Annotated in this window: 25 protein-coding genes and 1 pseudogene; 10 read left to right on the forward strand and 16 right to left on the reverse strand. The window is 71.0% G+C overall.

Annotated features, from left to right (window positions below; genetic code table 11):
- Window positions 1-267, forward strand: a pseudogene (locus ACIBQ6_RS05290) (IS110 family transposase); the annotation flags it as partial.
- Between the two features lie 59 nt (window positions 268-326).
- Here ACIBQ6_RS05290 and ACIBQ6_RS05295 read toward each other — a convergent pair.
- The 5 genes from ACIBQ6_RS05295 to ACIBQ6_RS05315 all read right to left on the reverse strand — a co-directional run bounded on the left by ACIBQ6_RS05295 (window position 327) and on the right by ACIBQ6_RS05315 (window position 6,427).
- The gene (locus ACIBQ6_RS05295; protein WP_387679008.1) at window positions 327-779 is read right to left on the reverse strand and encodes a hypothetical protein; all 453 of its coding nucleotides are present in this window, start codon (window positions 777-779) and stop codon (window positions 327-329) included.
- Between the two features lie 52 nt (window positions 780-831).
- Window positions 832-2,532 (reverse strand): tetratricopeptide repeat protein, encoded by a 1,701-nt coding sequence (locus tag ACIBQ6_RS05300; RefSeq protein ID WP_358294737.1) that lies wholly within the window; start codon window positions 2,530-2,532, stop codon window positions 832-834.
- A gap of 196 nt (window positions 2,533-2,728) precedes the next feature.
- Entirely contained in the window at window positions 2,729-4,000 is a 1,272-nt protein-coding gene (locus tag ACIBQ6_RS05305; protein ID WP_397210366.1) for a DMT family transporter, read from the reverse strand.
- Window positions 4,001-4,385: 385 nt separating this feature from the next.
- Window positions 4,386-4,874, reverse strand: a complete 489-nt coding sequence (locus ACIBQ6_RS05310; protein WP_358294741.1) for a GNAT family N-acetyltransferase — start codon at window positions 4,872-4,874, stop codon at window positions 4,386-4,388.
- Window positions 4,871-6,427, reverse strand: a complete 1,557-nt coding sequence (locus tag ACIBQ6_RS05315; RefSeq protein WP_397210367.1) for an XRE family transcriptional regulator — start codon at window positions 6,425-6,427, stop codon at window positions 4,871-4,873. Before ACIBQ6_RS05315 ends, ACIBQ6_RS05310 begins: the two co-directional genes overlap by 4 nt.
- A gap of 272 nt (window positions 6,428-6,699) precedes the next feature.
- On the opposite strand from ACIBQ6_RS05315, the gene ACIBQ6_RS05320 reads away from it, so the two are divergent.
- The 4 genes from ACIBQ6_RS05320 (at window position 6,700) to ACIBQ6_RS05335 (ending at window position 10,331) form a co-directional block, all read left to right on the forward strand.
- Window positions 6,700-6,984: a hypothetical protein gene (locus ACIBQ6_RS05320; protein WP_352360547.1), complete on the forward strand. Its 285-nt coding sequence runs from the start codon at window positions 6,700-6,702 to the stop codon at window positions 6,982-6,984.
- Window positions 6,985-7,528: 544 nt separating this feature from the next.
- Complete coding sequence (locus ACIBQ6_RS05325; RefSeq protein ID WP_387679000.1) at window positions 7,529-8,416, forward strand: mechanosensitive ion channel family protein; 888 nt, start codon at window positions 7,529-7,531, stop codon at window positions 8,414-8,416.
- Window positions 8,417-8,425: 9 nt separating this feature from the next.
- A complete protein-coding gene (locus ACIBQ6_RS05330) occupies window positions 8,426-8,806 on the forward strand; it encodes a globin (RefSeq protein ID WP_352360551.1) in 381 nt (126 codons plus the stop codon).
- 16 nt (window positions 8,807-8,822) lie between these two features.
- A complete protein-coding gene (locus ACIBQ6_RS05335) occupies window positions 8,823-10,331 on the forward strand; it encodes a glycoside hydrolase family 13 protein (protein ID WP_397210368.1) in 1,509 nt (502 codons plus the stop codon).
- Here ACIBQ6_RS05335 and ACIBQ6_RS05340 read toward each other — a convergent pair.
- From ACIBQ6_RS05340 to ACIBQ6_RS05350, 3 genes are all read right to left on the reverse strand, one after another.
- Complete coding sequence (locus ACIBQ6_RS05340) at window positions 10,326-11,480, reverse strand: MFS transporter (protein ID WP_364336305.1); 1,155 nt, start codon at window positions 11,478-11,480, stop codon at window positions 10,326-10,328. The genes ACIBQ6_RS05335 and ACIBQ6_RS05340 overlap by 6 nt on opposite strands.
- 50 nt (window positions 11,481-11,530) lie before the next feature.
- Window positions 11,531-11,914: a thioesterase family protein gene (locus ACIBQ6_RS05345; RefSeq protein WP_352360768.1), complete on the reverse strand. Its 384-nt coding sequence runs from the start codon at window positions 11,912-11,914 to the stop codon at window positions 11,531-11,533.
- A gap of 77 nt (window positions 11,915-11,991) precedes the next feature.
- Complete coding sequence (locus tag ACIBQ6_RS05350; protein ID WP_397210369.1) at window positions 11,992-13,422, reverse strand: MFS transporter; 1,431 nt, start codon at window positions 13,420-13,422, stop codon at window positions 11,992-11,994.
- A gap of 76 nt (window positions 13,423-13,498) precedes the next feature.
- On the opposite strand from ACIBQ6_RS05350, the gene ACIBQ6_RS05355 reads away from it, so the two are divergent.
- Both ACIBQ6_RS05355 and ACIBQ6_RS05360 read left to right on the forward strand, forming a co-directional pair.
- Entirely contained in the window at window positions 13,499-14,398 is a 900-nt protein-coding gene (locus ACIBQ6_RS05355; protein ID WP_397210370.1) for an SDR family oxidoreductase, read from the forward strand.
- A 1-nt stretch (window position 14,399) separates the two neighbouring features.
- Entirely contained in the window at window positions 14,400-15,224 is an 825-nt protein-coding gene (locus ACIBQ6_RS05360; protein WP_397210371.1) for a MaoC/PaaZ C-terminal domain-containing protein, read from the forward strand.
- Here the strand turns inward: ACIBQ6_RS05360 and ACIBQ6_RS05365 are convergent.
- A complete protein-coding gene (locus ACIBQ6_RS05365; protein WP_358294757.1) occupies window positions 15,211-15,822 on the reverse strand; it encodes a TetR/AcrR family transcriptional regulator in 612 nt (203 codons plus the stop codon). The genes ACIBQ6_RS05360 and ACIBQ6_RS05365 overlap by 14 nt on opposite strands.
- Window positions 15,823-15,902: 80 nt before the next feature.
- On the opposite strand from ACIBQ6_RS05365, the gene ACIBQ6_RS05370 reads away from it, so the two are divergent.
- Together ACIBQ6_RS05370 and ACIBQ6_RS05375 are read left to right on the forward strand one after the other, a co-directional pair.
- Window positions 15,903-17,084 (forward strand): acyl-CoA dehydrogenase family protein, encoded by a 1,182-nt coding sequence (locus tag ACIBQ6_RS05370; RefSeq protein ID WP_358294759.1) that lies wholly within the window; start codon window positions 15,903-15,905, stop codon window positions 17,082-17,084.
- Window positions 17,085-17,087: 3 nt separating this feature from the next.
- Complete coding sequence (locus tag ACIBQ6_RS05375; RefSeq protein WP_397210372.1) at window positions 17,088-19,220, forward strand: acetate--CoA ligase family protein; 2,133 nt, start codon at window positions 17,088-17,090, stop codon at window positions 19,218-19,220.
- 23 nt (window positions 19,221-19,243) lie between these two features.
- On the opposite strand, the gene ACIBQ6_RS05380 is transcribed toward ACIBQ6_RS05375, so the two are convergent.
- The 5 genes from ACIBQ6_RS05380 to ACIBQ6_RS05400 all read right to left on the reverse strand — a co-directional run bounded on the left by ACIBQ6_RS05380 (window position 19,244) and on the right by ACIBQ6_RS05400 (window position 22,371).
- Window positions 19,244-19,723: a hypothetical protein gene (locus ACIBQ6_RS05380; protein ID WP_397210373.1), complete on the reverse strand. Its 480-nt coding sequence runs from the start codon at window positions 19,721-19,723 to the stop codon at window positions 19,244-19,246.
- Window positions 19,724-19,891: 168 nt separating this feature from the next.
- A complete protein-coding gene (locus tag ACIBQ6_RS05385; RefSeq protein WP_125636368.1) occupies window positions 19,892-20,143 on the reverse strand; it encodes an SCO4226 family nickel-binding protein in 252 nt (83 codons plus the stop codon).
- A gap of 114 nt (window positions 20,144-20,257) precedes the next feature.
- Window positions 20,258-21,385, reverse strand: coding sequence for a thiolase C-terminal domain-containing protein (locus ACIBQ6_RS05390; protein WP_397210374.1), 1,128 nt, complete (start codon window positions 21,383-21,385; stop codon window positions 20,258-20,260).
- Window positions 21,382-21,789, reverse strand: a complete 408-nt coding sequence (locus tag ACIBQ6_RS05395; RefSeq protein ID WP_397210375.1) for a Zn-ribbon domain-containing OB-fold protein — start codon at window positions 21,787-21,789, stop codon at window positions 21,382-21,384. Before ACIBQ6_RS05395 ends, ACIBQ6_RS05390 begins: the two co-directional genes overlap by 4 nt.
- A gap of 69 nt (window positions 21,790-21,858) precedes the next feature.
- Complete coding sequence (locus ACIBQ6_RS05400) at window positions 21,859-22,371, reverse strand: VOC family protein (protein WP_358294771.1); 513 nt, start codon at window positions 22,369-22,371, stop codon at window positions 21,859-21,861.
- A 168-nt stretch (window positions 22,372-22,539) separates the two neighbouring features.
- Here ACIBQ6_RS05400 and ACIBQ6_RS05405 point away from each other — a divergent pair, with 168 nt between their 5' ends.
- Entirely contained in the window at window positions 22,540-23,856 is a 1,317-nt protein-coding gene (locus ACIBQ6_RS05405; protein WP_358294773.1) for an MFS transporter, read from the forward strand.
- 176 nt (window positions 23,857-24,032) lie between these two features.
- Here the strand turns inward: ACIBQ6_RS05405 and ettA are convergent, their stop codons facing one another.
- Window positions 24,033-25,697: an energy-dependent translational throttle protein EttA gene (ettA, locus tag ACIBQ6_RS05410; protein ID WP_358294775.1), complete on the reverse strand. Its 1,665-nt coding sequence runs from the start codon at window positions 25,695-25,697 to the stop codon at window positions 24,033-24,035.
- Window positions 25,698-26,074: 377 nt separating this feature from the next.
- Window positions 26,075-26,674, reverse strand: coding sequence for a TetR/AcrR family transcriptional regulator (locus ACIBQ6_RS05415; protein WP_397210376.1), 600 nt, complete (start codon window positions 26,672-26,674; stop codon window positions 26,075-26,077).
- Between the last annotated feature and the right edge of the window lie 16 nt (window positions 26,675-26,690).

The raw sequence follows: 26,690 nt of genomic DNA on the forward strand, positions 1-26,690 counted from the left end.
GGCAAGACACGGGTCGTGCAGGCCCGGTTCGTTCACAACGACCGGCTCGTCGACGCCCTCCATCTCCAGGCGTCCTGCGCCATCCTCCACGACCGTGCAGTCCGCGCCTACTACGACCAGCTCAAAGCCCGCGACATCAGCCATAACGCCGCCCTGCGCCAAGTCGGCAACCGCTTGGTCGGCATCTTCCACGGCTGCCTCAAAACCCACAGCCACTACGACCAAGCAACCGCCTGGTCACACCACGACTACGACCTCACCGCTTGACACTCAACGTCCAGGGATGTCTGACCCGGCACGGGGCCGCCGGTCCCGGGGCCGGGGCGTCAGCCGCCGAGCCCGAACCAGAGCACGGCGAACACCCCGCACGGCACGCCGGCCAGCGCCAGCGCGATCAGCACCCGCCACCGCAACGCGAGCCCCGGCCCGGTCACGAACGCCGCGACGGCCCCCGCCCCGGCGAACACGACCGCGGCGCCCACGGCCTGCGCGGCGGTGTACGGCACCGACGGCAGCAGCTTCCCGGCCGCCCAGAACGCCACCGCCGCCCCGGCGGCCACCAGGGCGGCGCGCCGCGCGGGCCGCACGTCCACGCGCTCCAGCACGTACGCGGCTCCGGCGAGCATGACCAGGCTGATCGCCAGGAGCGTGCCGAGGGCCGGGGCCAGGCAGTCCCAGTCGGCGCAGCCGACGCCCGCCCACGCCAGCCGGGCGGTGGCCCACCACAAGACCCCCAGTGCCCCGCACACCCCCGCGGCTCGCCCAATACGCCCCGTCATGCATTAATCGTCCCACTGGCAGGAAGAGGCCACTGTCAGGAGGAGGCCGCTGTCAGGAGGAGGCGGCCGCGCGGAGCTCGTCGGCCTCCGCCTCGGCGGTCCTGCCCAGGGCGCGCAGGGCGACGGCGCGGTTGGCGTACAGGTCGGGCTGCCGGTCCAGCTCGACGGCCCGGGTCAGGTCGGCGAGCGCGCCTTCGGCGTCGCCCGTGGCGTAACGCAGCACGCCCCGGTTGCCCCAGGCGGCGGCCAGCTCGGGGGCGCGCTCCAGGGCCAGGTCGAGGGCCGCCGCGGCCTCGTCGAAGCGGCCCGCCGCCGTCTCCAGCTGGCCGAGCACGGTGAGCAGGTGCGGGTTCTCCGGCGCGCGGGCGAGCCCGGCCGTGACGTCGGCCCTGGCCTCCTCGTCCCGCTCCGCCGCCGCCAGCAGCCCGGCGCGGTTGACGTAGGCGTCCAGGTAGCCGGGGTCCAGCTCGATCACCGTGCCGAGGTCGGCGAGCGCCCCCTCCACGTCGCCCCGCACGGTACGCAGCTCCGCCCGGTTGTAGTACGCCTCGGGCAGCGGCGGCCCGGCCCGCATGGCCCGTTCGTAGTCGGCCAGCGCCTCCTCCGGCTGCCCCAGGCGGAACAGCAGGTTGCCGCGTTCCAGGTAGGTGTCGGGGAAGCCGGGGTCCAGGGCGATGGCGGCGGTGTAGTCCTCCAGAGCCTCCTTGGTGTGGCCGAGCGCGCCGAGCAGCTGGGCGCGGTTGGTCAGCAGCACCATCCGGTGCAGCGGGTGCCGGTCGCCCAGCTCGCCGGCCAGCTCGACGGCCGACTCCACCAGCGACAGCGCGGCTTCCAGCCGTCCGTGCCGCAGCTCGACCAGGGCCAAGCCGTTGCGGTCGAAGCCGAGTTTGAAGGCCCGTTCCAGGGGGTCGGGCAGCAGCCCGGAGATGGCGATGGCCTCGTTGAGCCAGCGGCGGGCCCGGCCCAGGTCGCGCTGCGCCGGGTCGGGGTGGCGGGCGTCGAGCATGGCCGTGCCGTACGCGGCGGCGGCGTGCACGACCGGGTCCTGGCTGGCCGCGCGGGCCCGGTCCCACAGCTCCCGCGCCTCCTGGACGCGGCCGAGCCCGCCGAGCGCGGTGGCGGTGCGCTGGGCGAAGCGCCACCACGCAGGCTCCCCCGGTTCCGTCCGGGCCAGGCCGAGCCGCCCCAGCTCGGCCGCGGCGTGCAGGAAGCCCTCGCGCATGCAGCGGTCCACCAGGGCCCAAAGCTCGTCGGCGCCGCGCTCGTCGGCAGGCGGCTCGGGGCCCTCGGCGTAGACCGTGACGGCCAGCGTGCCGGCCGGGACCCGCCGGGTCAGGACGTCGAGAAGCTCGGTGTCGGTGGGGTCGGCGTGCGCGCCGTTGCACACCGCGAGCCTCGCGCCCGGCCGCACGGCCGCACGGACGAACTCGGCGATCCCGTTGGCCAGCCTCAGCGTACGGCGCGGCGCCGGCACCAGGATGCGCTCCTCGTCCGGCAGCCCGGCGTCGATGGTCGTCCGCCGGACGGGCACCTGACCGGCCAGCTCGGGCGCGACCGCCCGGATCTCGATGTCGTGGGCCGCGACCAGCTCGCGCGGGGCGTCCGGCACCAGGTGCCGCAGCAGCGCGGCGCCCACGGTGTAGGGGCCGCGCGGCCGGCGATGCGCGTCGATGACCGGCATCAGCAGCCGCACGGCCCCCCATCGGGCGGGTGGGCCGCCCTGGACGCTGAGGTGGGACCTGTCCTCGGTCACCCCTTGTGAATGACGCCTGCGGTCCCTGCGAGCCTCGCGGTGCCTGGCTTACGGACGACGATGCGCTTCATGACGTGCCTCTCCGATGGGTGTGACTATCCATTATTCGGACACCCAACCGGATATCAAGATTTATGGTGAATAAGTGGCGGTTTAACGAATAAGAAGCACCTGGCATTTGGGTGCGTCCCGCAGCCTATTGAGACCGAAACCAATGATCGACCGCCGCCACCCGCGCCTGCTCCGATTCCTCCATCAACGTGCACAGGCACCGACCGACCAGCGTGACGGACTGGCAGCAGCCCGGTCCGGGCAGTTTCTTGGCCCGCACGATCGCGGTCGCCCGTTCGATCAACCGCTCCAGGCTCGGCTCCCCGCCGCCCTTGAGCGCGTGGGCGTTCCACGGGCACGCCTCGACGTCCTTGCACGCGCTCTTGGCGATGAACGGCGCCGGCCCCGGCTCGAACCGCAGCCGGTCCTCACGCTTGATCCGCAGGTCGGCCAGCACCAGCGCGGCACGGCGGGAGACCTCCAGCAGGTCGCGCCTGCCCGGCCGGCTCACTTTTCCCCCGGCCGCCCGTTCGGGCAGGGCCAGCAGCATCGCCGCGGCCATCAGCCCGCCGCCCATCACCATGCTCCAGCCCACCTGCTCGTGGAACCAGATCACCGCGATGGCGGCCACCCAGAGGGGCTGCGAGGACATCATGATCGCGCTGGGCACGGCCGGCACGTGCTTCTGCCCGTACGAGCGGGCCAGGAACCCCAGCGCGCACGACACCACGGCCAGGTGCGCCAGGATCGCCCAGTCGGGCAGGCTGGACGGCAGCGTGATCCCGCCGCGCAGCGCGAAGCCCCCGGTGAGGATGCCGATCGTGAACAGCTGGATCGTGGTCAGCGCGTACGCGTGGAAGCGTTCGCCCTTCTTGGACAGCTCGGCGAGCATGAGCGTGTGGGCCGAGTAGAGCGCCGCGGCCGTGAGCGTGACGCCGAGCGCGAGCAGCGAGACCTCGTGGTCCTCGACCCCGCGCAGCAGCGTGAACACGGTCATCCCCGCCATGGCGAGCACCACCCCGGCCCACACCCGCCGCGGCGCCCGGCTCCTGAACATCACCAGGGCCAGGACCGGAGTGATCACCACGCTGCACCCGACGGCGAACCCCGACACCGCCGAGGGCAGGCTGTGCAGCGCCAGCGCCTGGGCGGTCTGCCCCACGCCGAACAGCAGCCCCAGCACGAGCCCGTTGACCCACGTCCGGCGCGACAGCCCCCGCAGCGAGCCCGGCCGGATGGCGAGCAGCGTCACCGCGGCGATGAGATACCGCTCGGCGAGCAGATCCTCGACCGGTAACCGGAGAATGAGATCCTTCATCAGCGGGAACGCCGACCCCCAAGCGGCGCTGACGAACAACAGAAGCACGGCTCCCAGGAGGGGTCGGGGAGCGGGCATGCCTGCCATGGAGCAGAGCATGCCACTACTAAATGCATTCGCCAGAGCACGCGGCGAAGCCGGTGAGGTTACTGTTCCACTTGGAGTTAAGACCCTCACTCCAGGCCCGAAACATCCATACCGGCGGCGGCGAAAACAGCTCTTTCTGCGGTTACTGCCCGGTACGGCCGAGCTCTCCACATTCGCACTGCGTACGGACGCGTGCGCGTACCGTGCGAACGGGCCGATGCCTCACCTCGAAGATCGTCACTCTCTGCGATCATCGCGCGGCGGTGTGGTCACGCCTGAGCGTAGAGGTCGCAGGAACGCCGCGGGGGCGGAAAGGGGAAACAAGCCATGGCCCCAGGAGGGGATGGGGCGTGGCCGCCGGATCCGGAAGCGTCGGACCGCGGCGTCGTCGCCGGAGCTAGAGCTCCATGGCCGGCGTGCGCGCCAGCCGTTTCTCGCCGTAGATGACGACGAGGTCGCCCACCTGGCGGCGCGACAGCTCACGCCAGCCCTGACGGGCGTACAGCGCGAGGGCCGCGCCCTGGTTGAGCGTGGTGTCGCCGCGCAGGCTGCTGAAGCCGAGCTCCAGTGCGCGGTCTTCGAGGGCCGAGAGCATGACGCCGCCGTAGCCGCGCCGCTGGAACTCGGGATGGACCCTGAGCCTGCACACCTCGGCGGTCTCCCGGTCGACGGGCTTCAGGCCGCCCATGGCGACCACCCGCGAGCCGGTCTCGCCCACGATGAAGTCACCGCCGCAGGCCAGGTAGATCTCCTGGATGCGGGGGAAGTCGTCGTCGTAGTAGACGCCGTCGCCGGGTTGGAGACCCACCTCGGCGAGGCAGATCCGGTGCAGCGCGAGGATGGTGTCGAGATCGGACCAGCGGTACCGCCGGATCTTCAACGTCATCCACCGCTCCCTTCCTTCTGGGCCAACTTCCGACGCCGCAGCTGGGCGCTGAATTCAGCCAGCATCTGATGTTTGTCGTTCTTTTTCATGATCTGCTGCTCCAACGCGAGCGCTGGGCGGATGATGAGGTCCGTAAGGTATTCATCCCCCAGATTGCGCAAGGCGTTCGTACCTATTTGTAGGGCTTCGTCGATGTCACCCTCCAGGAGGCGGCACTGGGCCTGGTCGAGCCTGATCAGGGTCTGATCGAGGACGTGGTCCTCGTACTTGCCGAGCGCCTGGTCGAGCACCACCTCGGCCTCGATGGTCTGGCCGAGCTTGGTGAGCACGTCGCCCTGGTAGAAGTAGAGCTGCTTCTCGGTGTAGCCGAAGGCCATGTCCTCCTGCTCCTCGCTCTTCATGTGCGAGAAAGCGCTCCTGGCCCGGGCCAGCGCGCGCTTGGCCTGGTCGACGACCTCCTTCTTGCTGTCGGTGCCCGAGAGCATGGCCAGGGCCCGCGCCTCGACGACCGGCGCCATCGCCTGGGCCACGCACGGCGTGGCGCCCGCCAGGTCGCGGCTCTTCTTGGCCAGGTTGAGCGCCTCGCGGGCGTCGCCGTAGTAGAGGGGGACGAGCGACTCCCTGGCCGTGATCCAGGCCCGCAGCGCGCGGTCGCCGGTCTCGTCGGCGGCGATGCGGCCGGTGCGGAAGAACGACCGCGCCAGCCGGTGGTCGCCCAGGTTGATCATCACCATGCCGCTCAGGCCGGCCAGCTGCGCGGCCATGCGGCACAACCGGTCCTGGAGGTCGATCGGCTGACGCCTGGACAACGCCGTGCGGACCGCGCTCAGCTCCAGCAGCACGTCGCACAGCAGCCGCAGCGGGGGCGTCGTGGTGTACTGGCGGCCGAAGGCCAGCGTCGCCTCCTCCCACTGGTCGAGCATGCCGCCCGACACGGTGGCCGAGACCAGCGTCTCGTCCATCCGCCGCCGGATGCCCTCGCACGCCCCCAGCACCGGCCCGTCGAACTGCTGCTTGAACGAGACGTCGGTGTCGAGCAGGTTTAACAACGTGCGCCGCAGGATGTTCTCGTCCTCCTGGGCGTCGGCCTCGACGGTCATCGGATGGATCACCAGGTCGCGCGGGAGCGACGCCGACCCCTGCAGCCGATTGGCGGGCTCGCCGAGCACGCCGGGCATCCGGTGGCCGTGGCCGCAGATGCAGGGCCCGTCGAAGCCGAGCTCGATGGGCTCGACCCGGTAGACCGAGCACAGGTAGTGGAGGTATTCGGGGCCCGGCCGCTTGAGCCCGCTCTCGTACGCCGACAGCAACGTCTCGCCGATGCCCGGCGGCGCCTTGGCGTCGCGCTCGAACAACGCGCGCACCTGCTCGATCACGTCCGCCAGCGCGATGCCGTAGGACAGGCGGTGCGCTTTGATGCGGGTCGTGCTGAACTGCGGCGAGCACGCCTCGTGGATCTCTTCAGCTATCTGGGCGGAGGTGCGCCCGGTGGCAAGGCCCTTGGCCCTGATCCGCCGGGCGATCTCCGTTTCCCTGTGCTGCCTGCCGGACATCCCGGCCCCTCTCCCGATGTCTCGACCCGTCAAGACTGGTGACTCAGCGTAGCCCTCAGGTAGCTCTTCGCCTAGAGATGACTATGAAGCAGTGAGGGCTGTTTGGAAACGTGCTCATCAAGCCTACGGTTAAGGATCGTCCTCCGAGGGACTGTTTCTTACAACCCATGAGGGAATAGCCACTCCCTGTGATCAGCAGAGTGGCGTTGCGTGTGCTGTTGACTTGAGCCATGTTTGGCCCACCAGCAACGATTCCCAAGGAGGACGAGAAGGTGACGGACGACAAGATCGGACATCTGCAGCGCCTCGTATCCGAGCTCGGCGCTCGCGGTCTGCTCGCACGAGTGGTCCAGACCCAGAGCGGCCGGCAGTTCGTACGCGTCATCAACCCGAAGGCGACGAGCCTGTCCGAGAACGTCACCTGCCGGCCGGCGAACGCCTCGGACCTTCCCGACTGGTGGTACTGCTGGTCCTGGGGCGAACCCATGCACACGGCCGACGACCCGGCCGGTGCCGCGACCAAGGTCGCACGCGTGCTCGCCGCGGTGGGAGAGTGACCACGCGGTGATCCGGGTGGAGCGCAGCCACCACGGGTCACCGCCCCCACGGCGGCCCCGCGGGGCCGGCGGGACGATCGGTGCGGAGGGCGTCCGGGTTGCCGGGCCCCTGATCGTCCCGCCGGTTCCAGCCCCTTCGCACGGGCGCACGCCCGTGCGCGCAGATCAGCCCGGCGGGTGCGCCCGCCGGGTGCCGGGGGGATCACCTCCCCCCTTGGAACCGGAACGGGCCATGCTTCCGGGTGTGTGGCCCGTCCGAGCCGACCGTCATCGGAGCGTCCGGTCTCTCCCTCCGCGGCCCAGAGACCGGGCGACCCCGTCTTCCCCGGCGTGATGTGACGGCGGCCGGTTCGGTCAGCGGTATTTTTAGATCCAATTGGACTGATTTGCCGCTGACCGAACCGCTTCCTGAGGGGGAATCCACCCAGTGTTCCTGTTGGTGACATCAGGGCCATCGCCTACGCCCACGCCGGCAGAGTCGTCGCTCGTGCAGGACTTGGACAAAGTGAGCTCGCAGATGGCGCAAGCCTGTCAAGGTGACACGGTGATCTGTGGTCCCCTGGTCGACTGGCTGGGCAACGTGTCATGGGCGCCGTTGCTGGCCAGCTTGATCACCATCGTCCTGATCCTGGTGTTCGGGTTCGTCGTGCGGAACATCTCGCACCGGCTGATCACCAAGGTGGTGAACCGGGCGGCCACCGGCGGCTCGCTCACCAACAGGTTCCGCCGCAACGCGGCCACCGACGGCATCGACGCGCTGCTGCACGAGCGCCGCAAGCAGCGGGCCGAGACCATGGGGTCGGTGCTCAAGCACATCGCCTCCATCGTCGTCCTCGGCACCGCCATCCTGACCGTGCTCGACCGGCTGACGATCCCCATCGCCCCCCTGCTGACCAGCGTCGGCATCCTGGGCGTCGCGATCGGCTTCGGCGCGCAGGAACTGGTGAAGGACTTCATCGCCGGCATGTTCATGCTGCTGGAGGACCAGTACGGCGTGGGCGACGTGATCGACGCGGGCGCCGCCGTGGGCACCGTCGAGGCGGTCACCCTGCGGGTCACCCGGCTGCGCGACGCCGACGGCCGCGTCTGGTACGTGCGCAACGGCACGATCACCCGCGTCGGCAACGAGTCGCAGGGCTGGTCGCGGGCCTACTTCGACGTCCCGGTGGCCTACGACGCCGACATCACCGCCGTGCGCGCGGCGCTGGAGATCGTGGCCGAGGAGATCTGGGCCGACCCCGAGTTCCGCGAGAGCGTGATCGTGGAGGAGCCCCAGGTGTACGGCGTGGAGCAGCTCTCCGACAGCGCGCTGGTGTTCCGCATCACCGCCAAGACGCTGCCCTCCCGCCAGGCCGAGGTCGCCCGGGAGATCCGGCTCAGGGTGAAGGCCGCCCTGGACTCCGCCGGAATCCCCATGGTCGCCATTGCATAAGGTGAGAACGTGACAGAGACCTCCTTCTACGACGCCGTAGGCGGCGAGGAGACCTTCCGCCGCCTCGTCCACCGTTTCTACGAAGGTGTCGCGGAAGACCCCCTGCTGCGGCCGCTCTACCCCGAGCCCGACCTGACGGGCGCCGAGGACCGGCTGCGCGGATTCCTGATCCAGTACTGGGGCGGCCCCAACACCTACAGCCAGGAGCGCGGTCATCCCCGGCTGCGCATGCGGCACGTGCCGTTCGTGATCGGGGAGGCCGAGCGCGACGCCTGGCTGCGGCACATGCGTGACGCGGTCGACTCGCTCGGCCTGCCCGACGATCAGGCGAGCAGGCTCTGGGACTATCTGGTCTATGCGGCCCACAGCTTGGTGAACTCGCCGACATAACGGGCATGACGCCCACATGGATATCCCCTGGTGGCGTGATGCCGTCGTCTACGAGATCTACGTTCGCAGCTTCGCCGACGCCTCCGGAGACGGCGTCGGCGACCTGGCCGGGGTGCGGGAGCGGATTCCGTACCTGAGGAGGCTGGGGGTCGACGCCATCTGGCTGACGCCGTTCTACCCCTCTCCGATGGCCGACGGCGGTTACGACGTGGCGGACTACCGCGGCGTCGACCCGCTGTTCGGCACGCTGGCCGACTTCGACGCGCTGGTGGCCGAGGCCCACGGGCACGGGCTGAAGGTGCTGGTGGACATCGTCCCCAACCACAGCTCCTCCGAGCACCCCTGGTTCCAGGCCGCGCTGCGGGGCGAGAAGCGCGACCGGTACATCTTCCGCGACACGACCAACAACTGGCAGTCCACGTTCAGCGGCCCGGCATGGACCCAGGTCCCCGACGGGCAGTGGTACCTGCACCTGTTCGCCCCCGAACAGCCCGACTTCAACTGGCGCAACCCCGAGGTGCACGCGGAGTTCCTCGACGTCCTGCGCTTCTGGCTGGACAAGGGCGTGGACGGGTTCCGCATCGACGTGGCGATGGGCCTGTACAAGGCCGAGGGGCTGCCCGACGTCGGCGACCAGTCGTTCACGTCGGTCTCGCCGGTCTGGGGGCAGCCGGAGGTGCACGGCGTCTACCGCGACTGGCGCAAGGTGCTGGACGCCTACCCCGGTGAGCGCATGGCCGTCGGCGAGGTCTGGACCGACAGCGCCGAGGACCTCGCCCTCTACGTACGCCCGGACGAGCTGCACCAGAGCTTCAACTTCGCCTGGCTGCAGGCGCCGTGGTCGCCGACCGCGTTCAAGAAGGTGATCGACGACACCCTGGCCTCGGTCCCGTACGCCACCTGGGTGCTGTCCAACCACGACGTCGTACGCCATCGCACCCGCTACGGGACCGCCGATCCCGGCACGGGCCTGGCACGGGCCAGGGCGGCGCTGCTCACGATGCTGGCGCTGCCCGGCTCGGCCTACCTCTACCAGGGCGAGGAGCTGGGCCTGCCCGAGGTGACCGACCTGCCGGCCGAGGCCAGGCAGGACCCGGTGTTCTTCCAGTCGGAGGGCAAGCTGCCGGGCCGCGACGGCTGCCGGGTGCCGCTGCCGTGGTCGGCGGAGTCGCCCTCCTACGGGTTCTCGCCACCCGGCGTGCGGCCCTGGCTGCCGCAGCCGGCCGCCTTCGCCGAGTTGACGGCCGAGAAGCAGGAGGGCGACGCGGACTCGACGCTGGAGTTCTACCGCCGGGCCCTGGCCTGCCGCCGCGAGCTGGCGGGTGTGATTCCTTACACCCTGGAGTGGCTGGACTCCCCCGAGGGAGCGCTTTTCTTCTCCCGGGGTCCGCTGATCTGCGCGATCAACTGCGGGATGGAGCCCCTACGGCTGCCGGCGCACGACGCGGTGCTGCTGTCCAGCGGCCCCGTCCAGGCCGGGACGTTGCCGCCGGACACCGCCGTGTGGCTGCGCCGGGAGTCATGACCGGGAACCGGCCCGCTGCTCGCCGCGGACGGGGATGACGGGCAGCGACACCAGCGCGCAGGCCAGGCCGGCCGCGTACGCCGCCCAGTACCCCGTCCCGGTGATCAGCGCTCCGGCCAGCGGCGTCACCCCCAGGGCGACGACGTTCTGGACGGTGTTGTGGGTGCCGAGCACCTTGCCCGCCCAGGCGGGGCCGGCCAGCTCGCCCGCCCTCAGGTAGGCCAGCCCGTTGCCGGACACGGTGAGCACCGAGGCCGTGGCGAGCGCCACCGGGCCGAGCAGGCTGTCCGTCGCCGTGCCCACGACCAGCAGGGCGAGCACGGCCAGGCAGGCGCAGGTGAGCAGCAGCAGGGGACGCATCCGCAGGCCGACCCGGTCGGACCAGCGGCCGACGGCCACCCGGACCACCGCCCCGGCGACGGCCGACAGGCCGAAGAGCTGGCCGGCGGCCACGGCGTCCCAGCCGTACAGGCCGACCAGGCAGGTGACGCCGTACGTGCTGACCACGATCTGCGGCACCGCGTGCAGCCCGCTGGTCGCGTGCACCCGCCACAGCGCCGGCTGCCGGTACGGCGACCGCGCCGGCCCCGCGCTCCCCCCGGCGATCGAGTGCGGCGGCTCGGCCAGGAACAGCGCGGCCAGGACGGCGGCCAGCAGGCTCACGGCGGAGCAGACGAGCAGCACGCCGGGCAGCCCGTGCGCCCGCGCGACCGGCGGCAGCACGAACGCCGCGACGGCCATGCCGAGGGTGTAGGACACCTGGCGCAGGCCCATGGCGACCCCGCGCTCGGGCGGCTGGAACCAGCGCAGGACGATCCGGCCGCCGCCGACCATGGCCGCCGAGCCGGCCGCGCCCGCCAGCGCGAGCAGCGCGATGACCGCCCAGGCGGGCCCGGCGAAGGCGACGGCGGCGAGCAGCACGGCCGCCAGGCTCACGCCGATGCCGAGCACCAGGCGCTCGCCGTGCCGGTCGGCCAGCGCGCCCCAGGCGACGAGCGCCACCAGAACACCGATTCCCGGGGCATTTCCAATGACTCCGGCCACTGCCAGCGGAACACCGAAATGTCGCTCAATTTCCGGCATGACGAGAGGCAGGCCGAACAGTCCTAAAGTGACGCTCGCATGGGCGTTGACCCCCAGTGCGAGCATCAGCCAGCGCTTCCTGCCCGGACCGGAGGGCGGCTGCGGTTCCAGGGCGGTCAGCCCTGGGCCGAGTAACGCTTGAGCAGGACGAGCTCGTCCTCGCTGAGCCGGCGCGGCGCGGCCCGCTCGACGTCGTAGGCCACGATCACCGAGGTGGCGGTCGCGTAGACCTCGTCGTCGTCGCGGATCTCGTAGGCCAGGGTGAAGCGGACCGGCCTGAGCTGGGTGACCCAGGTCTCGACCCTGACCGGCTCGGGGCGCAGGCCCAGCGGGCGGCGGTAGTCGATCTCGTGGCGGGTGACCACGAGCCCTCCGAAGGGCGCCTCGCCCGCCCTGACCGGATCGATCGCGAACATGCCGAAGCGGGCGTCCTCCAGGTAGTCGAGGAAGCGCACGTTGTTCACATGCCCCTGGGAGTCGATGTCGGCGAATCTGACCATGCGGAGGAAGACGTGCCGGTGCGCCGGGGAGGGTTCTGCCACGTCCGCCACGGTACCCGTACCGTCCGGCCGGCCGGTCACCGGGCCTTGCGGCGGGCCAGGCAGGCCAGCACGGTCAGCACCGAGATCGCGGCCATGCAGGTGAGCGCCCAGCGGTAACCGGTCACGAGCAGGCCGACCGCGTCGCCGGAGAGCTGCGACAGGGTTCCGGCGAAGACGCGCCGGTGCAGCGCGGCGGGCAGCGGCGCGGTGATGATCGACAGCACCAGGCCGGTGCCGACCACGTTGCCGGTGTTCTGGAGCATGAGGCGCATGGCGTTGACGATGCCGAGGCGTTCGGAGGGCAGGCCGTCCAGGATGGCGGTGGTGTTGGAGGGCAGGAAGACGCCCGAGCCGAGGCCGATGAGCACGAGCCCGGCGGCCACCGCCGGGTACGGGGTGGTCGCCGACATCGTGCCGAGCAGCGCCAGCAGGCCGCAGCTCGTGGTGGCGGCCCCGGCCACCGCGAGGGTGCGCGCGCTGGTCAGCCGCTGGAGGAAGCCCGACGTCACCGACGCGACCATGGCCGCCACCGCCAACGGCAGCACCTTCAGCCCGGCCTGTACGGGATCGTCCCCCCGCACGGCCTGGAAGTAGAGCGCGACGAGGAAGACCATGCCCATCCGCGCGACGGCGTTGAGGAAGGAGGCGAGCGTGCCGAAGGCGAAGGCCCGGTCGTGGAACAGCCGCAGGTCCACCACGGGATGGGCGGCCCGCCGCTCCCTGGCTGCGAACAGCGGCAACCCCACGGCGAACGCGGCGAGCCCGGCGGCCACCACCGGATGCCCCCACCCCAGCCTGCCGAACTCCGACAACGCCAGCAGCAGCCCGCCGAGCGTGACCAGCACGAGCACGCTGCCCGGCAGGTCGAGCCCGCGTTCGCGCCCGGCCGGTTCGACCCGCCGCAACGTGAGCGCGCCCCACACCAGACAGACCACCCCGATGGGCACGTTGAACCAGAACACCCAGCGCCAGCCCAGGTTCGAGGCGAGCACGCCGCCGAGCGTCGGGCCGATCAGCCCGGCGATGGAGAAGGAGGCCACGTAGACGCCCATGCCCTCGCCCAGCCGCTCGCGCGGGAAGGCGTCGCTGACCAGGGCGGCGCTGTTGGTGAGCAACATCGCGGCGCCGGCGGCCTGCACGACCCGCATGGCCACGATCACCCACGCGCCGGGAGCCAGCCCGGCGAGCAGGGCGGCCCCGGTGTAGACGGCCAGCCCGATCAGGTACATCCTGCGCCTGCCGAACATGTCGGCTAAGCGACCGAACACCACCATGAGGACGGTCGTGGTCAACTGGAAGCCCAGCAGGATCCAGCCCGCGGCCGTGGCGTCGGCCCCGGTGTGCCGGGCGATCTCGGGCAGCGCGACGTTGATCGCGCTGCCGCCCAGCCCGGTCAGCACGCTGGCCAGGCTCACGACCGAGAGCGTGCGCCAGGCGTGGCCGACGGGAGCGGTGGTCGTCGTCACCAAGGGCCTGTCCTTTCTAGATTTTGATACTAGAATCCAGTTCAAATCATCGGCCGGTCAAGGATCGAGGTGTCGGATGAGCGGGATCGTCGAAGGTCGCGTGGTGATCGTCACGGGTGCGGCCAGGGGCATCGGGCGCGGGCACGCCCTGGAGTTCGCCAGACAGGGCGCGAAGGTGGTGGTCAACGACCTGGGCGCGGAGGTGGACGGCACCGGCTCGTCCGGGGCCGCCGCCGAAGTGGTGGCCGAGATCGAGGCCATGGGCGGCCAGGCGATCGTCAACGGCGAGGACGTCTCCGACTTCGACGGCGCCGAGCGCCTGATCGGGGCGGCCGTCGAGCATTTCGGCGACCTGCACGTGCTGGTCAACAACGCCGGGATCCTGCGCGACCGCATGCTGGTCAACATGACCGCCGACGAGTGGGACGCGGTGATCAGGGTGCACCTGCGCGGCACGTTCGCGCCCCTGCGGCACGCCGCCGCCTACTGGCGGTCCAGGGCCAAGTCCGGCGAGCGGGTCGACGCCCGGATCATCAACACGACGTCGTCCTCCGGCATCTACGGCAATCCGGGCCAGGGGAACTACGGCGCGGCCAAGGCGGGCATCGCCGGGCTGACCGTGATCGCCGCCAGGGAGCTGGAGCGCTACGGCGTGACGGTCAACGCCATCGCGCCCGCCGCGCTCACCCGCATGACGGAGAACCTGATCCCGGCCGGGGCGACCGGCGCCGACCCCGACGACATCGCGCCGCTGGTGGTCTGGCTGGCCAGCGCCGAGGCGCGCGGCGTCACCGGGCGGGTGTTCAACGTGCGCGGCGGCATGATCAGCGTGGCCGAGGGCTGGCACGCCGGCCCCGGGGTGGACAAGGGCGGCCGCTGGGACCCGGCCGAGCTGGGCGCGGTCATCCCCGCCCTGGTGGACAAGGCCGCCCCCAACGCCCTGACCAACGGCCGCGTCCCCGGGCGGGAGGACTGACATGCCGCTCGACCACTCGCTGATCGGCGTCGAGGGCCCGGCCCACGAGCGCTCCTGGACCGCCGAGGACACCATGCTGTACGCGCTCGGCGTCGGCTCGGGCCTCGACGAGCTGGAGTTCGCCACCGAGAAGGGGCAGCGGGTGCTGCCGACGTTCGCGGTCCTGGCGGCGCAGTCGCCGGGGCGGCGGCTGGGCGATTTCGACCCGGCCCTGCTGGTCCACGCCGAGCAGGGCTTCGAGCTGCACCGCGAGCTGCCGCCCGCGGGCGGCGTACGGACGACGTCGAAGGTGACCGGCATCTACGACAAGGGCTCGGGCGCGCTGGTGACCACCGAGGCCAGGGCCGTGGATTTGGAGACCGGCGAGCTGGTGATCGCCTCGCGCAGCTCGGTGTTCATCCGGGGCGAGGGCGGCTTCGGCGGCGACCGGGGGCCCCGCGACGAGTGGGCGGTCCCGGACCGGGCGCCCGACCACGAGGTGACCTACCCGACCCGGCCGGACCAGGCACTGCTCTACCGGCTGTCCGGCGACCGCAACCCGCTGCACAGCGATCCGGAGTTCGCCGCCAGGGCCGGGTTCGACCGGCCGATCCTGCACGGGCTGTGCACGTACGGGGTGACCGGGCGGGCGTTGCTGCACACGCTCGCCGGGTCGGACCCGTCGCGGTTCCGGGCGATGTCCGGCCGGTTCAGCAGCCCGGTGTTCCCCGGCGAACCGCTGACCGTCTCCATCTGGGCCGACGGCGACGACGTGCTGTTCCGCACCGCCAAGGACGACGGGACGGTGGTGATCGACCGCGGCCGGGCGACGATCAGTCGTCGCTGAGCCCCCTGAGGGGATCGAGGCGGTGGATGAGCTTCATCGCCGCCTCGATGATCTCCCTGGCCTCCTCCTCGGTGTCGGAGGTGGCGACCTCGCGGGCGGCCTCGCCGATGATGCTGGTCAGCACCGCGACCGTGAACCGGTCGAGGGGGTCTCCCCCGGCGCCGAGCAGGACGGCGTTCTGGCGCACCCACTCGCGCCCGCGGGTGCGGCGGATCAGCTCGAAGCCGGGCGGGCCGTCGCCGTCGATGAAGAGCCTGACCAGGTCGCGCCGGTCCCAGGCGCCGTCGAGGTAGGCGCGGGCCCCGGCGATCAGCAGCTCGACGGGGTCGCTGACGCCCTCCTTCTTGGCCTTGGCGACGCTGGCGGCCGACGCCTGCTCGTGGGCCGCCTGGTGGTCCTCGTAGAGGGCGAGGAACAGCTCGGTCTTGCCGCCGAAGTGGTGGTAGAGGCTGCCGACGCTGGAGCCGGCGCGGGCCACGACCTCCGAGACGTTGGCGTCGGCGAAGCCGTGCTCGCTGAAGACCTCACGGGCCGCCTGCAACATGCTCTTGCGCGTCTGAGCCGTACGGCTCCACTCCCACGAGGACTTGCGTGCCATGCCAGGCATTCTATCCCGCCGAATTCTAGAATCTGATTCTTGACCAGTGCCGCGCAGGGGTTAGAATCGCGTACTAGAGAATGATTCTAGAAATTCAGGAGGCGGCCGTGGACTTCTCGCTCAGCCCGGAGGAACGGCAGATCCGCGACACCGTGCGTGCCTTCATCGAGAAAGAGATCATGCCGCTGGAGCCGGAGGTCCTGCGCAACGAGCGCGAAGGGCGTCCGGGGCTCGACCCGGAGGTCGTGCGCGACCTGCGCGCCAAGGCCAGGAAGTCGGGCTTCTGGGGCATCAACACCCCCGAGGAGTACGGCGGCGCGGCGCTCGGCCCGATCATGTCCGCGATCATCGCCATGGAGATGGGCCGCACGTTCGTGCCCTTCTCCTTCGGCGGCAGCGCCGACAACATCCTCTACGCCGGCACCGACGAGCAGAAGCAGCGCTACCTCGTCCCCACCATCGAGGGCGAACGGCGGTCCTGCTTCGCGATCACCGAGCCGGGCGCCGGCTCCGACGCCCGCAACATCCGCACCCGCGCCACCCGCGACGGCGCCGAGTGGGTGATCAACGGCGAGAAGACGTTCATCACCGGCGGCAGCGAGGCCGACTTCGTCATGGTGTTCGCGGTGGCCGAGGGCCACGGCGTGACGTGCTTCCTGGTCGACCGGGACATGGGCTGGACGTCCGAGCCCATCCCGACCATGGGCGAGTGGGGGCCGGCGGCGCTGGTGTTCCAGGACGTGCGGGTGCCCGAGGAGAACATCCTGGGCGAGCTCGGCAAGGGCTTCGAGCTTGCCATGCAGTGGATCGGGCAAGGACGGTACATGATCCCGGCCCGTGCCATCGGCTCCGCCGAGCGCATGCTCCAGATGGCCATCGACTACGCCAAGATCCGCAAGTCGATGGGCCAGACCATCTCGGAGTACCAGGCCATCCAGTGGATGATCGCCGACTCCCAGGTGGAGATCGAGGCGGCCAAGTGGCTCACCCTCCACGCGGCCTGGCAGGTGCAGCAGGGCATGGACGCCCGGCACGCCTCCTCCATCGCCAAGCTCAACGGCGCCGTGATGGCCAACCAGGTCGTGGACCGGGTGCTGCAGATCCACGGCGGCATGGGCTACACCAAGGAGCTGCCGGTCGAGCGGTGGTACCGGGAGCTGCGCCTGCTGCGCATCTTCGAGGGCACCGACGAGATCCAGCGCCGCACGATCGCCCGCAACCTCATCAAGGGCCACGCCAGGCTCGGCCTGATCGGAGAGTAGCCCATGTCGGTCGAGGCACTGTTCAACCCGCGCTCGATCGCCCTGGTGGGGGCCACGGACAAGTCGGGCTGGTCGGTCAGCACGCTGCTGAACCTGCGCACCCACGGCTTCTCCGGGCCCGTCCACCTGGTCAACCCCAGGGGCGGGGTGGTGCACGGATCGCCGGCCTTCCGCAGCCTGACCGAGATCCCCTCCCCCGTCGACCTGGCCTACGTCATGGTGCCGACGGCCGCCGTGCTCGGCGTGCTGAAGGAGGGCGCCAAGCTGGGCATCGGCTGTTACGTCATCCTCACGGCGGGGTTCGGGGAGGCCGGCGCGGAGGGCGCGCGGCTGGAGGCGGAGATCGCCGGGTTCGCCCGCGAGAACGGCCTGACCATCCTCGGGCCGAACGGCAACGGCTACATCAACGCCGCCGCCGACGTGACCCCGTACGGGCTGCCCATCCCCGAGCCGCTGCTGCGCGGGTCGGTCGGCGTGGTGCTGCAGAGCGGCGCGCTGGCCAGCTCGGTGCTCGGCTTCGCCCAGGCCCGCAACGTCGGCGTCAGCCTGCTGACCTCGATGGGCAACGAGTCGGTCGTCACGGTCACCGACGTCGTCGACTACCTCGTGGACGACCCGGCGACCCGGGTCATCGCCCTGTTCCTGGAGACGATCAGGAACCCGGCCGAGTTCTCCCGGGTCGCCCGCCGGGCACTGGCGGCGGGCAAGCCGATCGTCGCGCTCAAGATCGGCCGCAGCCGGCTCGCCTCGCACACCGCGCAGGCCCACACGGGCGCGCTCGTGGGCGACGACGACGTCATCGACGCCGCCATGCGCCAGCTCGGCGTGATCAGGGTGCGCTCGCTGGAGGACCTCATCATCACCTCCGGGCTGCTGGCCGCCACCGGCCCGCTGCCCGGCCGCCGGGTGGGCGTCGTCACCCCGTCCGGCGGCGCGTCCGAGATCATCGCGGACCGGGCCGAGGACGAGGGCCTGGAGCTGCCGCCCTTCGCCGCGGCCACGGTCGAGAAGCTGGCCGGGATCGTGCCGTCGTTCGGCACCGTGCAGAACCCGCTCGACGTCACCGGCTACGTCCTCGTCGACCGCACCCTGCTCGGCCGCGCGCTGGAGACGGTGACCGCCGATCCCGGCATCGACCTGGTCATGCTGCTGTCCGAACCGCCCAGGATCGCCCCTGCGGACCCCGCGCCCGTCCTGGCCATGTACGAGGCCAGCGCGCGGCGCATCGCCGAGTCGCCGGTGCCGGTCGTGGTCGTGAGCAACGTGCTGACCGACGTCACGGAGTTCGGACGCCAGGTGCAGCGGGAGACCGGCTTCCCGTACGTCATGGGCGGGATCGAGCACGGCCTGACCGCGCTCGGCGCGGCGGTGCGCTGGTCGGAGGCCCACCGCAGGGCCCTGACCGGCGGCGGCCCGGCCGGGCGGGCGGCGGTCAGCGGCGCATCCGGGGGCGCATCCAGGGGTGCGCCCGAGGGTGCGCACGGCGTGTGGGCCGAGCACCGGGCAGCCGCCCTGCTCGCCGCCGCGGGGCTGCCTGTGGTGCCGTCCGAGATCGCCGCGGACGAGGCGGCGGCGGTGGCCGCGGCCGAGCGGTTCGGCTACCCGGTGGTGCTCAAGGCCGCCGCCGAAGGGCTCGGGCACAAGAGCGACATCGGCGGGGTGCGGCTCGGGCTGTCCGGCCCGGAGGAGGTGCGGCAGGCGTACCGGGAGGTGGTGGCCGCGGCGCGGGCGCACGCCCCCGACGCGGGCGTCCTGGTCCAGCCGCAGCGCGGCGGCGGGATCGAACTGCTGGCGGGCGTGGTGCGCGACCCGGCCTGGGGGCTCACCCTGGCGGTCGGGCTCGGCGGCGTCTGGGTGGAGGTGCTGCGGGACGCGGCCCTGCGCGTGCTCCCGGTGGACGCCGGCGAGGTCCGCCGGGCCCTGTCCGAGCTGCGCGGCGCGGCCCTGCTGGACGGCGCCAGGGGCACCGAGCCCGCCGACCTGGACGCGGTGGCCGACGTGGTGGCCGGGATCGCCGCGTTCGCCGAGAGCCTGGGCGACGACCTGGAGTCCCTGGAGATCAACCCGCTCCTGGTCACCGGCTCCCGCGTCGAGGCCCTGGACGCGCTGATCACCTGGCGCCCGCCGCCCTCCTGACCTGCCCGCTCGGACGCTCCTGCTCAGTGCTCAAGGCTCTTCAGCAGGATCATCACGGCTCCCAGGGCGCCCGAGCCGGCTCCGCAGAGCAGCCGGATCCAGAGCCGGTCGGTCTTGGGCGCGGCCGCGAAGAAGCCGAGCACGGTGAGCAGGACGACCGACACGCCGATCTCCAGGTACACCGACGCGTCCACGGACATCACGCCGGTCATCGCCACGCACAGGATCACCGTGAGCGGGACCAGCCCCCACAACATGCCCGTGGACCGCGTCACCGCGCCCCGCACCGCCTTGCGCACGTCCGGCGACCGGTCGCCGACGATCTCGGCGAACGCGTGCGCGATCCAGAACACGATGACCGTGCCGATCGCGGTCGCCAGCAGCTCGGCCGGGTCGGCGATCCAGTGCGAGAGCCCGGAGACGACGCCGGCCGTCAGGATGGTCCCGTAGACCGACTCGCCGTTGACGAACCGCCCCACCCCGCGCGCGGCTCCCGTGCTCACCCGACGAATCTAGTACGGCCCTCGCGCGCGGCCCGGCGCCCGACGCGCCCGCCCGGACGGTTTTTCGCGGCCTTGTCCGGGGCCTCGTGGCTCCGGGCGTCTCGGTGACGGCCGCCCGCGTCCGCAGCAGCGCGGGCGGCCGTCACCGGTCCGGTGGCCGGGTCGTGGCTACTCGACCTCGATGGGCAGCTCGTAGACCTCCGTCGTGGGATGGCCGGCCTTCTCGTGCACTCGCATCACCGCCTCCTTCGACGGCCCCGACGACAGGCAGAACACCTTGCCCGAGTCCGGATCGAGCCAGGCCCGCTCGAAGTGCACACCCTCGGCCCCCTCGACCGCCAGGTCCCGCTCGTGGGCCTCGCGCAACTGCTCCTCGGTGACGCCGACGAAACCACTGTGCACGTCCATGAACTTCGGCATCGCCGTCTCCTCTTCTCAGGATCTTCCGCTTCCGATGGAGAGGCGTTCCATTCCGTTCCATCCCGTTCCATCGGCCCGTCCGGGCTCGCCTGCCCGGACGGCCGGATGCGGAACCTAGGGCAACCGAGAGGCCAGGACGAGGGTGGCGGCGGAGGCGAACATGCCGCCGTTGCCCAGCACCACGCTCACCTCCACGTCCGGCACCTGGGCCGCGGCCTCGCCCCGGAGCTGCCGCACCGACTCCTGGATGGCGAACATGCCGTACATGCCGGTGTGCGTGTAGGACAGGCCGCCGCCGTTGGTGTTCATCGGCAGCCGGCCGCCGGGTGAGGTGTGCCCCTCGGAGATGAACGCCCCCGCCTCGCCCCGGCCGACGAAGCCCAGGTCCTCCAGGCCGTAGACGGGCACGTGGGCGAACGCGTCGTACACCATCAGGTGGTCGACGTCGTCGTGGGAGATCCCGGCCTCGGCGAAGGCGGCCCGGCCGGACAGGCGGAAGCCCTTGGAGGTGGTGAAGTCCTCCATCTGCGAGACCATCGGCGCGTCCATGGCCTCGCCGGAGCCGAGCAGGTACACCGGCGGGCGGCGCGACAGCTCCTCGGAGGTGACGACCAGCGCGCCGCCGCCGTCCGTCACCAGGCAGCATTCCAGCAGGTGGAAGGGGTAGGCGACGAGCTTGGACGCGAGCACGTCCTCGACCGTGATCAGGTCGCGGTACATGGCCCGCGGGTTCCTGGAGGCCCAGCGGCGCTGCGCGACCGCCACCTCGGCCAGCTGCTCGTGGGTGAGGCCGGTCTCCTTCATGTGGCGCAGCGCCGTGACGGTGAACGACGTCGGCGGCCCGACCACCCCGTACGGCAGCTCGAACTGCCCGAGCAGCGAGTCCGCGCCCAGCCCCCACCGGCCGGCGCCGACGCGCGACCGTCCCGACTCGCCGTGCGTGATCAGCACGGTACGGCAGAGCCCGGCCCGGATGGCGGCGGCCGCGTGCCGCACGTGGAACAGGAACGACGACCCGCCCACGCCCGTGCCGTCCAGCCAGGAGGGCGTGATGCCGAGGGCGTGGGCGACCTGGATCGGGCCGGGCGTGCCGACCGTGGCGATGCCGTCGATGTCGTGTTTTGTCATGCCCGCGTCGGCGAGGGCGTTGCGCGCGGCCTCCAGGTGGAGCTGGAAGGTGGAGCGGTCCGGCAGGCGGCCGATCTCGTCGGTCTCGGCCGCCCCGGCGATCACGATGTTCATCGGGCGCCCTCCGCGGGCTCGAAGAGCGGCACGTGCACGTCGCCGCGCCGCTCGAACACCACCCGCAGCTCCATGTCCAGCGGCAGGTTCTCGGGGGTGTTGGGCACGCCGACGATGTTGGTCATCATCCGCACGCCCTCCTCCAGCTCCACGACGGCGATGGCGTAGGGCCCGCCGGCCTCGAAACCGGGCGCGGGGCGATGGTTGATCACGTACGAGTACAGGGTCGCGCGGCCTGTCGCGCGCACCCACTCCACGTCGCCGCCGCCGCAGTGGGGGCAGCTCGGCCGGGGGTAGAAGTAGTGCCGCGCGCACGTCTGACAGCGCTGGATCCTGAGCTCTCCCGCGGCCGCGCCGTCCCAGAACGGCTGGGTCTCGGGCGTTGGCTTCGGTGCCGGTTTCATGGGCCTCCCCACTCTAGTTCTAGAATTGCACTCTAGAGCTAGGTTCGGTTCCGGGGAAGCCTCCGCGATTCAGGGGCTGGGGATGCCGTCGCCGTTGCGGCCGCGTCCCGCCAGCACCTCCTCCAGCGTCGGGCGGGCCTCGTCCGGGTCACGGAACCCCGGGCAGGCGAGCTGGATGAGCACGCCGTGCGCCTCCTTGGGGTGCAGGAACACCTCCTGCCAGCGCACGTCGGCCCGGTTGAGCCCGTGCAGCCGGTAGCCGCGCCCGGTGAGCCGGGCGACGGCCGCGTCCATGTCCCCGACGTGGAAGTTCAGATGATGGACGCCGCCCCGCCCCCGCGTCAGCTCGAAGAAGCTGTCGAAGAACGTGGACCCGGTCAGCGGCTCCATGAGCTCGACCTTGCTCCCGTTGGAGTAGGTGAGCTGCAGCGTGCGGTACCCGCTGATCCGGTTGTCCCCGCCGCCGCCCAGATGGCGACCGCCGAGCAGGTCGCGATAGATCGGCAGCAGGTCCCTGATCCGGGGAGCAGCCACGGCCGTGTGGTCGAAGGTCACGTCGAGGCCGTCAAGTTCCAGGTCCACGCCCGGCTCCTCACTACGAACGAATCCTAGAATTTAATTCTAATCATCTGATACCGGGTACGCACTCTTGACGCCGGCCGATGCGAGGAGCAGCATCTCAGAAATGGATTCTAGAGCTAGCTTCTAGAACTCATGACGGGGGGCCTAGGCTCGACAGAAAGGCTTGTCATGAGGCTGTCCTACGTCCGCGAGCTCGACGAGTACCCGACCGGCGCCCGCCGGATGAAGATCCTCACCATGGCCGTCCTGGCCATCCTCATCGGCTCCTACGAAGGGCAGATCGCGCCCGTCGTACCCCTGCTGCTCAAAGACCTGAACATGTCCCTGGCCACGTACGGCGCGGTGTCGGGGGCGGCGGCGGTGGCCGGTGCCGTGGCCTCCATCCTGGGCGGGCGGCTCACCGACCGGGTCGGCCGGGTCCGCCTGCTCATCCCGCTCATGGCCCTCACCGCCGTGTGCTGCTTCGCCATGACGCTCGTGCACAGCCCGCGCGACCTGCTGATCGCCCGCATCCTGCTGGCCTTCGTGGACGGCGTCGCCATGGCCTCCACCGCGCCGCTGATCCGCGACTTCTCGCCACGGCTCGGACGGGCGCAGGCGTTCGGGTTCTGGACGTGGGGCCCGGTGGGCGCGAACTTCCTGGCCGCCGCCGTGGCAGGCTGGACGCTGCCGATCTTCGACGAGTCGTGGCGGTCGCAGTTCGTCATCATGGGCTGCTTCTCGCTGGTGATCTCCGTGGTCATCGCGTTCAACATCGCCGACCTGTCCCCCGAGCTGCGGGCCAGGATCCAGCACACCGAACGGGCCGCCGAGGAGGTCGTCGACCTGCGGCGTCCGCCCACCGTCCGGTCGTTGTTCGCCCGGCGCAACATCTGGGCCCACGTCGTCGGCATCTCGCTCTGGCTGGTCCTCTACATCACGCTGTCGCTGTTCGGCCAGACGATGCTGGTGGGCGCGCTCGGCATCAGCAGCGCGCAGGCGTCCACGATCATGGCCGCGTTCTGGAGCCTGAACCTGGTCACGCTGATCCTCACCGGCCGCCTGTCGGACCGCCTGCAACTGCGCAAGCCGTTCTCGCTCGCCGGGACGATCGCCGCGGTGCTGGTCACCGCCTACCTCGCCGTCGCGCTCGGCCAGGAAGGCGTCTCCACCGGCACGCTCATGGTGGTCGGCGCCCTGCTCGGCGGCTCACTCGGCGTCGCCTACGCCCCCTGGATGGCCAACTACTCCGAGGACGCCGAGGACGCCGACCCGCGCCTGCAGGGCACGGCCTGGGGGCTGTTCGGCTTCCTGAGCAAGGCGATCGCGGTGGTCGGGCTGCTGGTCATCCCGCACGTCGTGGCGGCCACGAGCTGGCAGACGTGGCTGTTCGTGGCACTGGGCTGCCTCGTGCTGTTCGTCCCCGCGATCCTGCTGTTCAACGGTCCATGGCGCCGCACCGCCCCCACCCCCGTCCAGGTCGCCCTCACCGAGGCCGAAAGCTGACCCCTCCCACCCGAGCCCACACACTGAACCGTCCCAACCGGGGCGAACGCCGAACCGTCCCAACCGGGCCCGAACACTGATCGGCCCTGCCGGAACACGCGAAAGCGGCGCGCCCCCGAAGGGGCCCGCCGCTCGTCGCAGGAATGAGACGCTCGTCCCGATGCCGGGATGAGACGTCAGTCCCGGTGCAGCTTCCGGTACGTCACCCGGTGGGGACGGGCCGCGTCGGCGCCGAGGCGCTCGATCTTGTTCTTCTCGTAGTCGGCGAAGTTGCCCTCGAACCAGAACCAGTTCGAGCCTTCCTCCCACGCGAGGATGTGGGTGGCGATGCGGTCGAGGAACCACCGGTCGTGCGAGGTGATCACGGCGCAGCCCGGGAAGTCGAGCAGCGCGTTCTCCAGCGACGACAGCGTCTCGGTGTCGAGGTCGTTGGTCGGCTCGTCGAGCAGCAGCACGTTGCCGCCCTGCTTGAGGGTGAGCGCCAGGTTGAGCCGGTTACGCTCGCCGCCCGACAGCACCCCCGCCTTCTTCTGCTGGTCGGGCCCCTTGAACCCGAACGCCGCGATGTAGGCCCGCGACGGCATCTCGACGTTGCCGACCTTGATGTGGTCGAGCCCGTCGGAGACGACCTCCCAGACGTTCTTGTTCGGGTCGATGCCGCCCCGGCTCTGGTCGGCGTAGGAGATCTTCACGGTGTCGCCGACCGTGATCGACCCCGCGTCCGGCGTCTCCCCACCCGTGATCATGCGGAACAGCGTGGTCTTGCCGACGCCGTTGGGGCCGATGACGCCGACGATGCCGTTGCGCGGCAGGTCGAACGTCAGGCTCTCCATCAGCAGGCGGTCGCCGAAGCCCTTGGTGAGCTGGTCGGACTTGATCACCGTGGTGCCCAGACGCGGGCCCGGCGGGATCTGGATCTCCTCGAAGTCCAGCTTGCGGAACTTGTCGGCCTCGGCGGCCATCTCCTCGTACCGCTGGAGACGGGCCTTGCTCTTGGTCTGGCGGGCCTTGGGGTTGGAGCGCACCCACTCCAGCTCGTCCTCCAGGCGCTTCTTGCGCTTGGCGTCCTTCTGGCCCTCGACCTTGAGGCGCTGGGCCTTCATGTCGAGGTAGGTGGAGTAGTTGCCCTCGTAGGGGTAGCAGCGACCGCGGTCGAGCTCCAGGATCCAGTTGGCCACGTTGTCCAGGAAGTACCGGTCGTGGGTGACGGCCAGCACCGTGCCGGCGTACTTCTCCAGGTGCGACTCCAACCACTGCACGCTCTCGGCGTCGAGGTGGTTGGTGGGCTCGTCGAGCAGCAGCAGGTCGGGGGCCTCAAGCAGCAGCTTGCACAGCGCCACGCGGCGGCGCTCACCACCGGACAGCTTGCTCACCTCGGCGTCGGGCGGCGGGCAGCGCAGGGCGTCCATCGCCTGCTCCAGCTGGCTGTCGAGGTCCCACGCGTTGCGGTGCTCCAGCTGGTCCTGGAGCTTGCCCATCTCCTCCAGCAACTCGTCGCTGTAGTCGGTGGCCATCTGCTCGGCGATCTGGTTGTAGCGCTCGAGCATCGCCATCGTCTCGGCGACACCCTCCTGCACGTTGCCCAGAACGGTCTTTTCCTCGTTGAGCGGCGGCTCCTGCTGGAGCATGCCGACCGTGAAGCCCGGCATCAGCTTGGCGTCGCCATTGGACGGCTGCTCCAGGCCGGCCATCATCCGGAGCAGCGTCGACTTCCCGGTGCCGTTCGGCCCCAGGACACCGATCTTGGCTCCGGGCAGGAACGACAGCGTGACGTCGTCAAGGACAACCTTGTCGCCGTGCGCCTTGCGCACGCGCTGCAGCGTGTAGATGTACTCCGGCATGCTCCCTAGCTTAGAGGCTGCACACGCAGGCTTCCGCCGCCCAGCCCCTTTCACCTCCGCCCGTCCCCGCTCGCCCCTGCGCCCCCGCCCCTCCAACCCCACCTCCCCCGAACGCCGTGACGTCCCGGGCCGCTCCTCTTGCCGCCCTCGCACGCTGAAACACCCATGACACCCCAGGCCCCGAGCCCACCTCGGGGAGGGACGCCGTTCACCGCCCGACCTCAGCCGACCAGGATCCCCATCACGCCCCCATGCCCCCCTGGCACGGCCTCCCTCGCCGCGCCCCCTTTGCCAGGGCCCCTCCACCACGGCCGCCTCCACCACGGCCCCCTCCACCACGGCCCCCCTTCCTCCACGGCCGCGTCCGCCACGGCTTCCTAGGTCGCGGACCCTGAAGTCTCGGCTCCTGCGGTGGTCCCCGCGGTGGTCCGCGCCGTTGTGAGGAGGGCGGCGGCTGCGGCTCGTGCCCGTTGCGCCGGGTGGGTCGAGCGCTCACGTACCGCCGTGACGATGGCCCCGTCCACCAGCAGGACGAACAGGTGCGCCAGCTCGGCGGCATCGGCGCGACGACCGTCGCGCTCGATCAATCCCGAGACGTACGCCCGCACGCGCTCCTTGTGCTCGGCCGCCACCCGATGTGCCGCACTGTCCGGATCCGCCGTCTCGATCATGGTGTTGATGAAGGCGCACCCACGGAAATCCGCCCGCGCGAACCGTTCGGCCAGAGCGTCGAAGACGTCCAGCGGATGCCCGCCCAGAGCCTCCACGCGTTCGGCCAGCCAGGCCCGCCACCGCTCGTCCCGTCGCCGCAGTACGGCCACGACCAGGTCGTCCTTGCTCGGGAAATGCCGGTAGAAGGAGGCGCGGCCCACCCCCGAGACACTCAGGATCCGCTCGACGCCCACCGCTCTGATCCCCTCCGCGTAGAAAAGGTCCTCGGCGGCGTCGAGCAGTCGTTCACGTGCACGTGTGGGCATACCGCCAAGCTATCCC

Origin of the sequence: Nonomuraea sp. NPDC049655 (genome assembly GCF_044465465.1) — a bacterium.
Lineage (GTDB): Bacteria > Actinomycetota > Actinomycetes > Streptosporangiales > Streptosporangiaceae > Nonomuraea.

What these genes read in the sequence shown, in the direction of transcription:
- ACIBQ6_RS05385 (WP_125636368.1), bottom strand. Translation starts at nt 20,143, where the DNA reads ATGCCGAAGTTCATGGACGTGCACAGTGGTTTCGTCGGCGTCACCGAG.
- ACIBQ6_RS05345 (WP_352360768.1), bottom strand. Translation starts at nt 11,914, where the DNA reads ATGGTCAGATTCGCCGACATCGACTCCCAGGGGCATGTGAACAACGTG.
- ACIBQ6_RS05370 (WP_358294759.1), top strand. Translation starts at nt 15,903, where the DNA reads ATGATTCTAGAAATTCAGGAGGCGGCCGTGGACTTCTCGCTCAGCCCG.
- ACIBQ6_RS05340 (WP_364336305.1), bottom strand. Translation starts at nt 11,480, where the DNA reads ATGCTCGCACTGGGGGTCAACGCCCATGCGAGCGTCACTTTAGGACTG.
- ACIBQ6_RS05310 (WP_358294741.1), bottom strand. Translation starts at nt 4,874, where the DNA reads ATGACGTTGAAGATCCGGCGGTACCGCTGGTCCGATCTCGACACCATC.
- ACIBQ6_RS05315 (WP_397210367.1), bottom strand. Translation starts at nt 6,427, where the DNA reads ATGTCCGGCAGGCAGCACAGGGAAACGGAGATCGCCCGGCGGATCAGG.
- ACIBQ6_RS05405 (WP_358294773.1), top strand. Translation starts at nt 22,540, where the DNA reads ATGAGGCTGTCCTACGTCCGCGAGCTCGACGAGTACCCGACCGGCGCC.
- ACIBQ6_RS05335 (WP_397210368.1), top strand. Translation starts at nt 8,823, where the DNA reads ATGGATATCCCCTGGTGGCGTGATGCCGTCGTCTACGAGATCTACGTT.
- ACIBQ6_RS05390 (WP_397210374.1), bottom strand. Translation starts at nt 21,385, where the DNA reads ATGAACATCGTGATCGCCGGGGCGGCCGAGACCGACGAGATCGGCCGC.
- ACIBQ6_RS05355 (WP_397210370.1), top strand. Translation starts at nt 13,499, where the DNA reads ATGAGCGGGATCGTCGAAGGTCGCGTGGTGATCGTCACGGGTGCGGCC.
- ACIBQ6_RS05305 (WP_397210366.1), bottom strand. Translation starts at nt 4,000, where the DNA reads ATGCTCTGCTCCATGGCAGGCATGCCCGCTCCCCGACCCCTCCTGGGA.
- ettA (WP_358294775.1), bottom strand. Translation starts at nt 25,697, where the DNA reads ATGCCGGAGTACATCTACACGCTGCAGCGCGTGCGCAAGGCGCACGGC.
- ACIBQ6_RS05365 (WP_358294757.1), bottom strand. Translation starts at nt 15,822, where the DNA reads ATGGCACGCAAGTCCTCGTGGGAGTGGAGCCGTACGGCTCAGACGCGC.
- ACIBQ6_RS05375 (WP_397210372.1), top strand. Translation starts at nt 17,088, where the DNA reads ATGTCGGTCGAGGCACTGTTCAACCCGCGCTCGATCGCCCTGGTGGGG.
- ACIBQ6_RS05295 (WP_387679008.1), bottom strand. Translation starts at nt 779, where the DNA reads ATGACGGGGCGTATTGGGCGAGCCGCGGGGGTGTGCGGGGCACTGGGG.
- ACIBQ6_RS05360 (WP_397210371.1), top strand. Translation starts at nt 14,400, where the DNA reads ATGCCGCTCGACCACTCGCTGATCGGCGTCGAGGGCCCGGCCCACGAG.
- ACIBQ6_RS05395 (WP_397210375.1), bottom strand. Translation starts at nt 21,789, where the DNA reads ATGAAACCGGCACCGAAGCCAACGCCCGAGACCCAGCCGTTCTGGGAC.
- ACIBQ6_RS05415 (WP_397210376.1), bottom strand. Translation starts at nt 26,674, where the DNA reads ATGCCCACACGTGCACGTGAACGACTGCTCGACGCCGCCGAGGACCTT.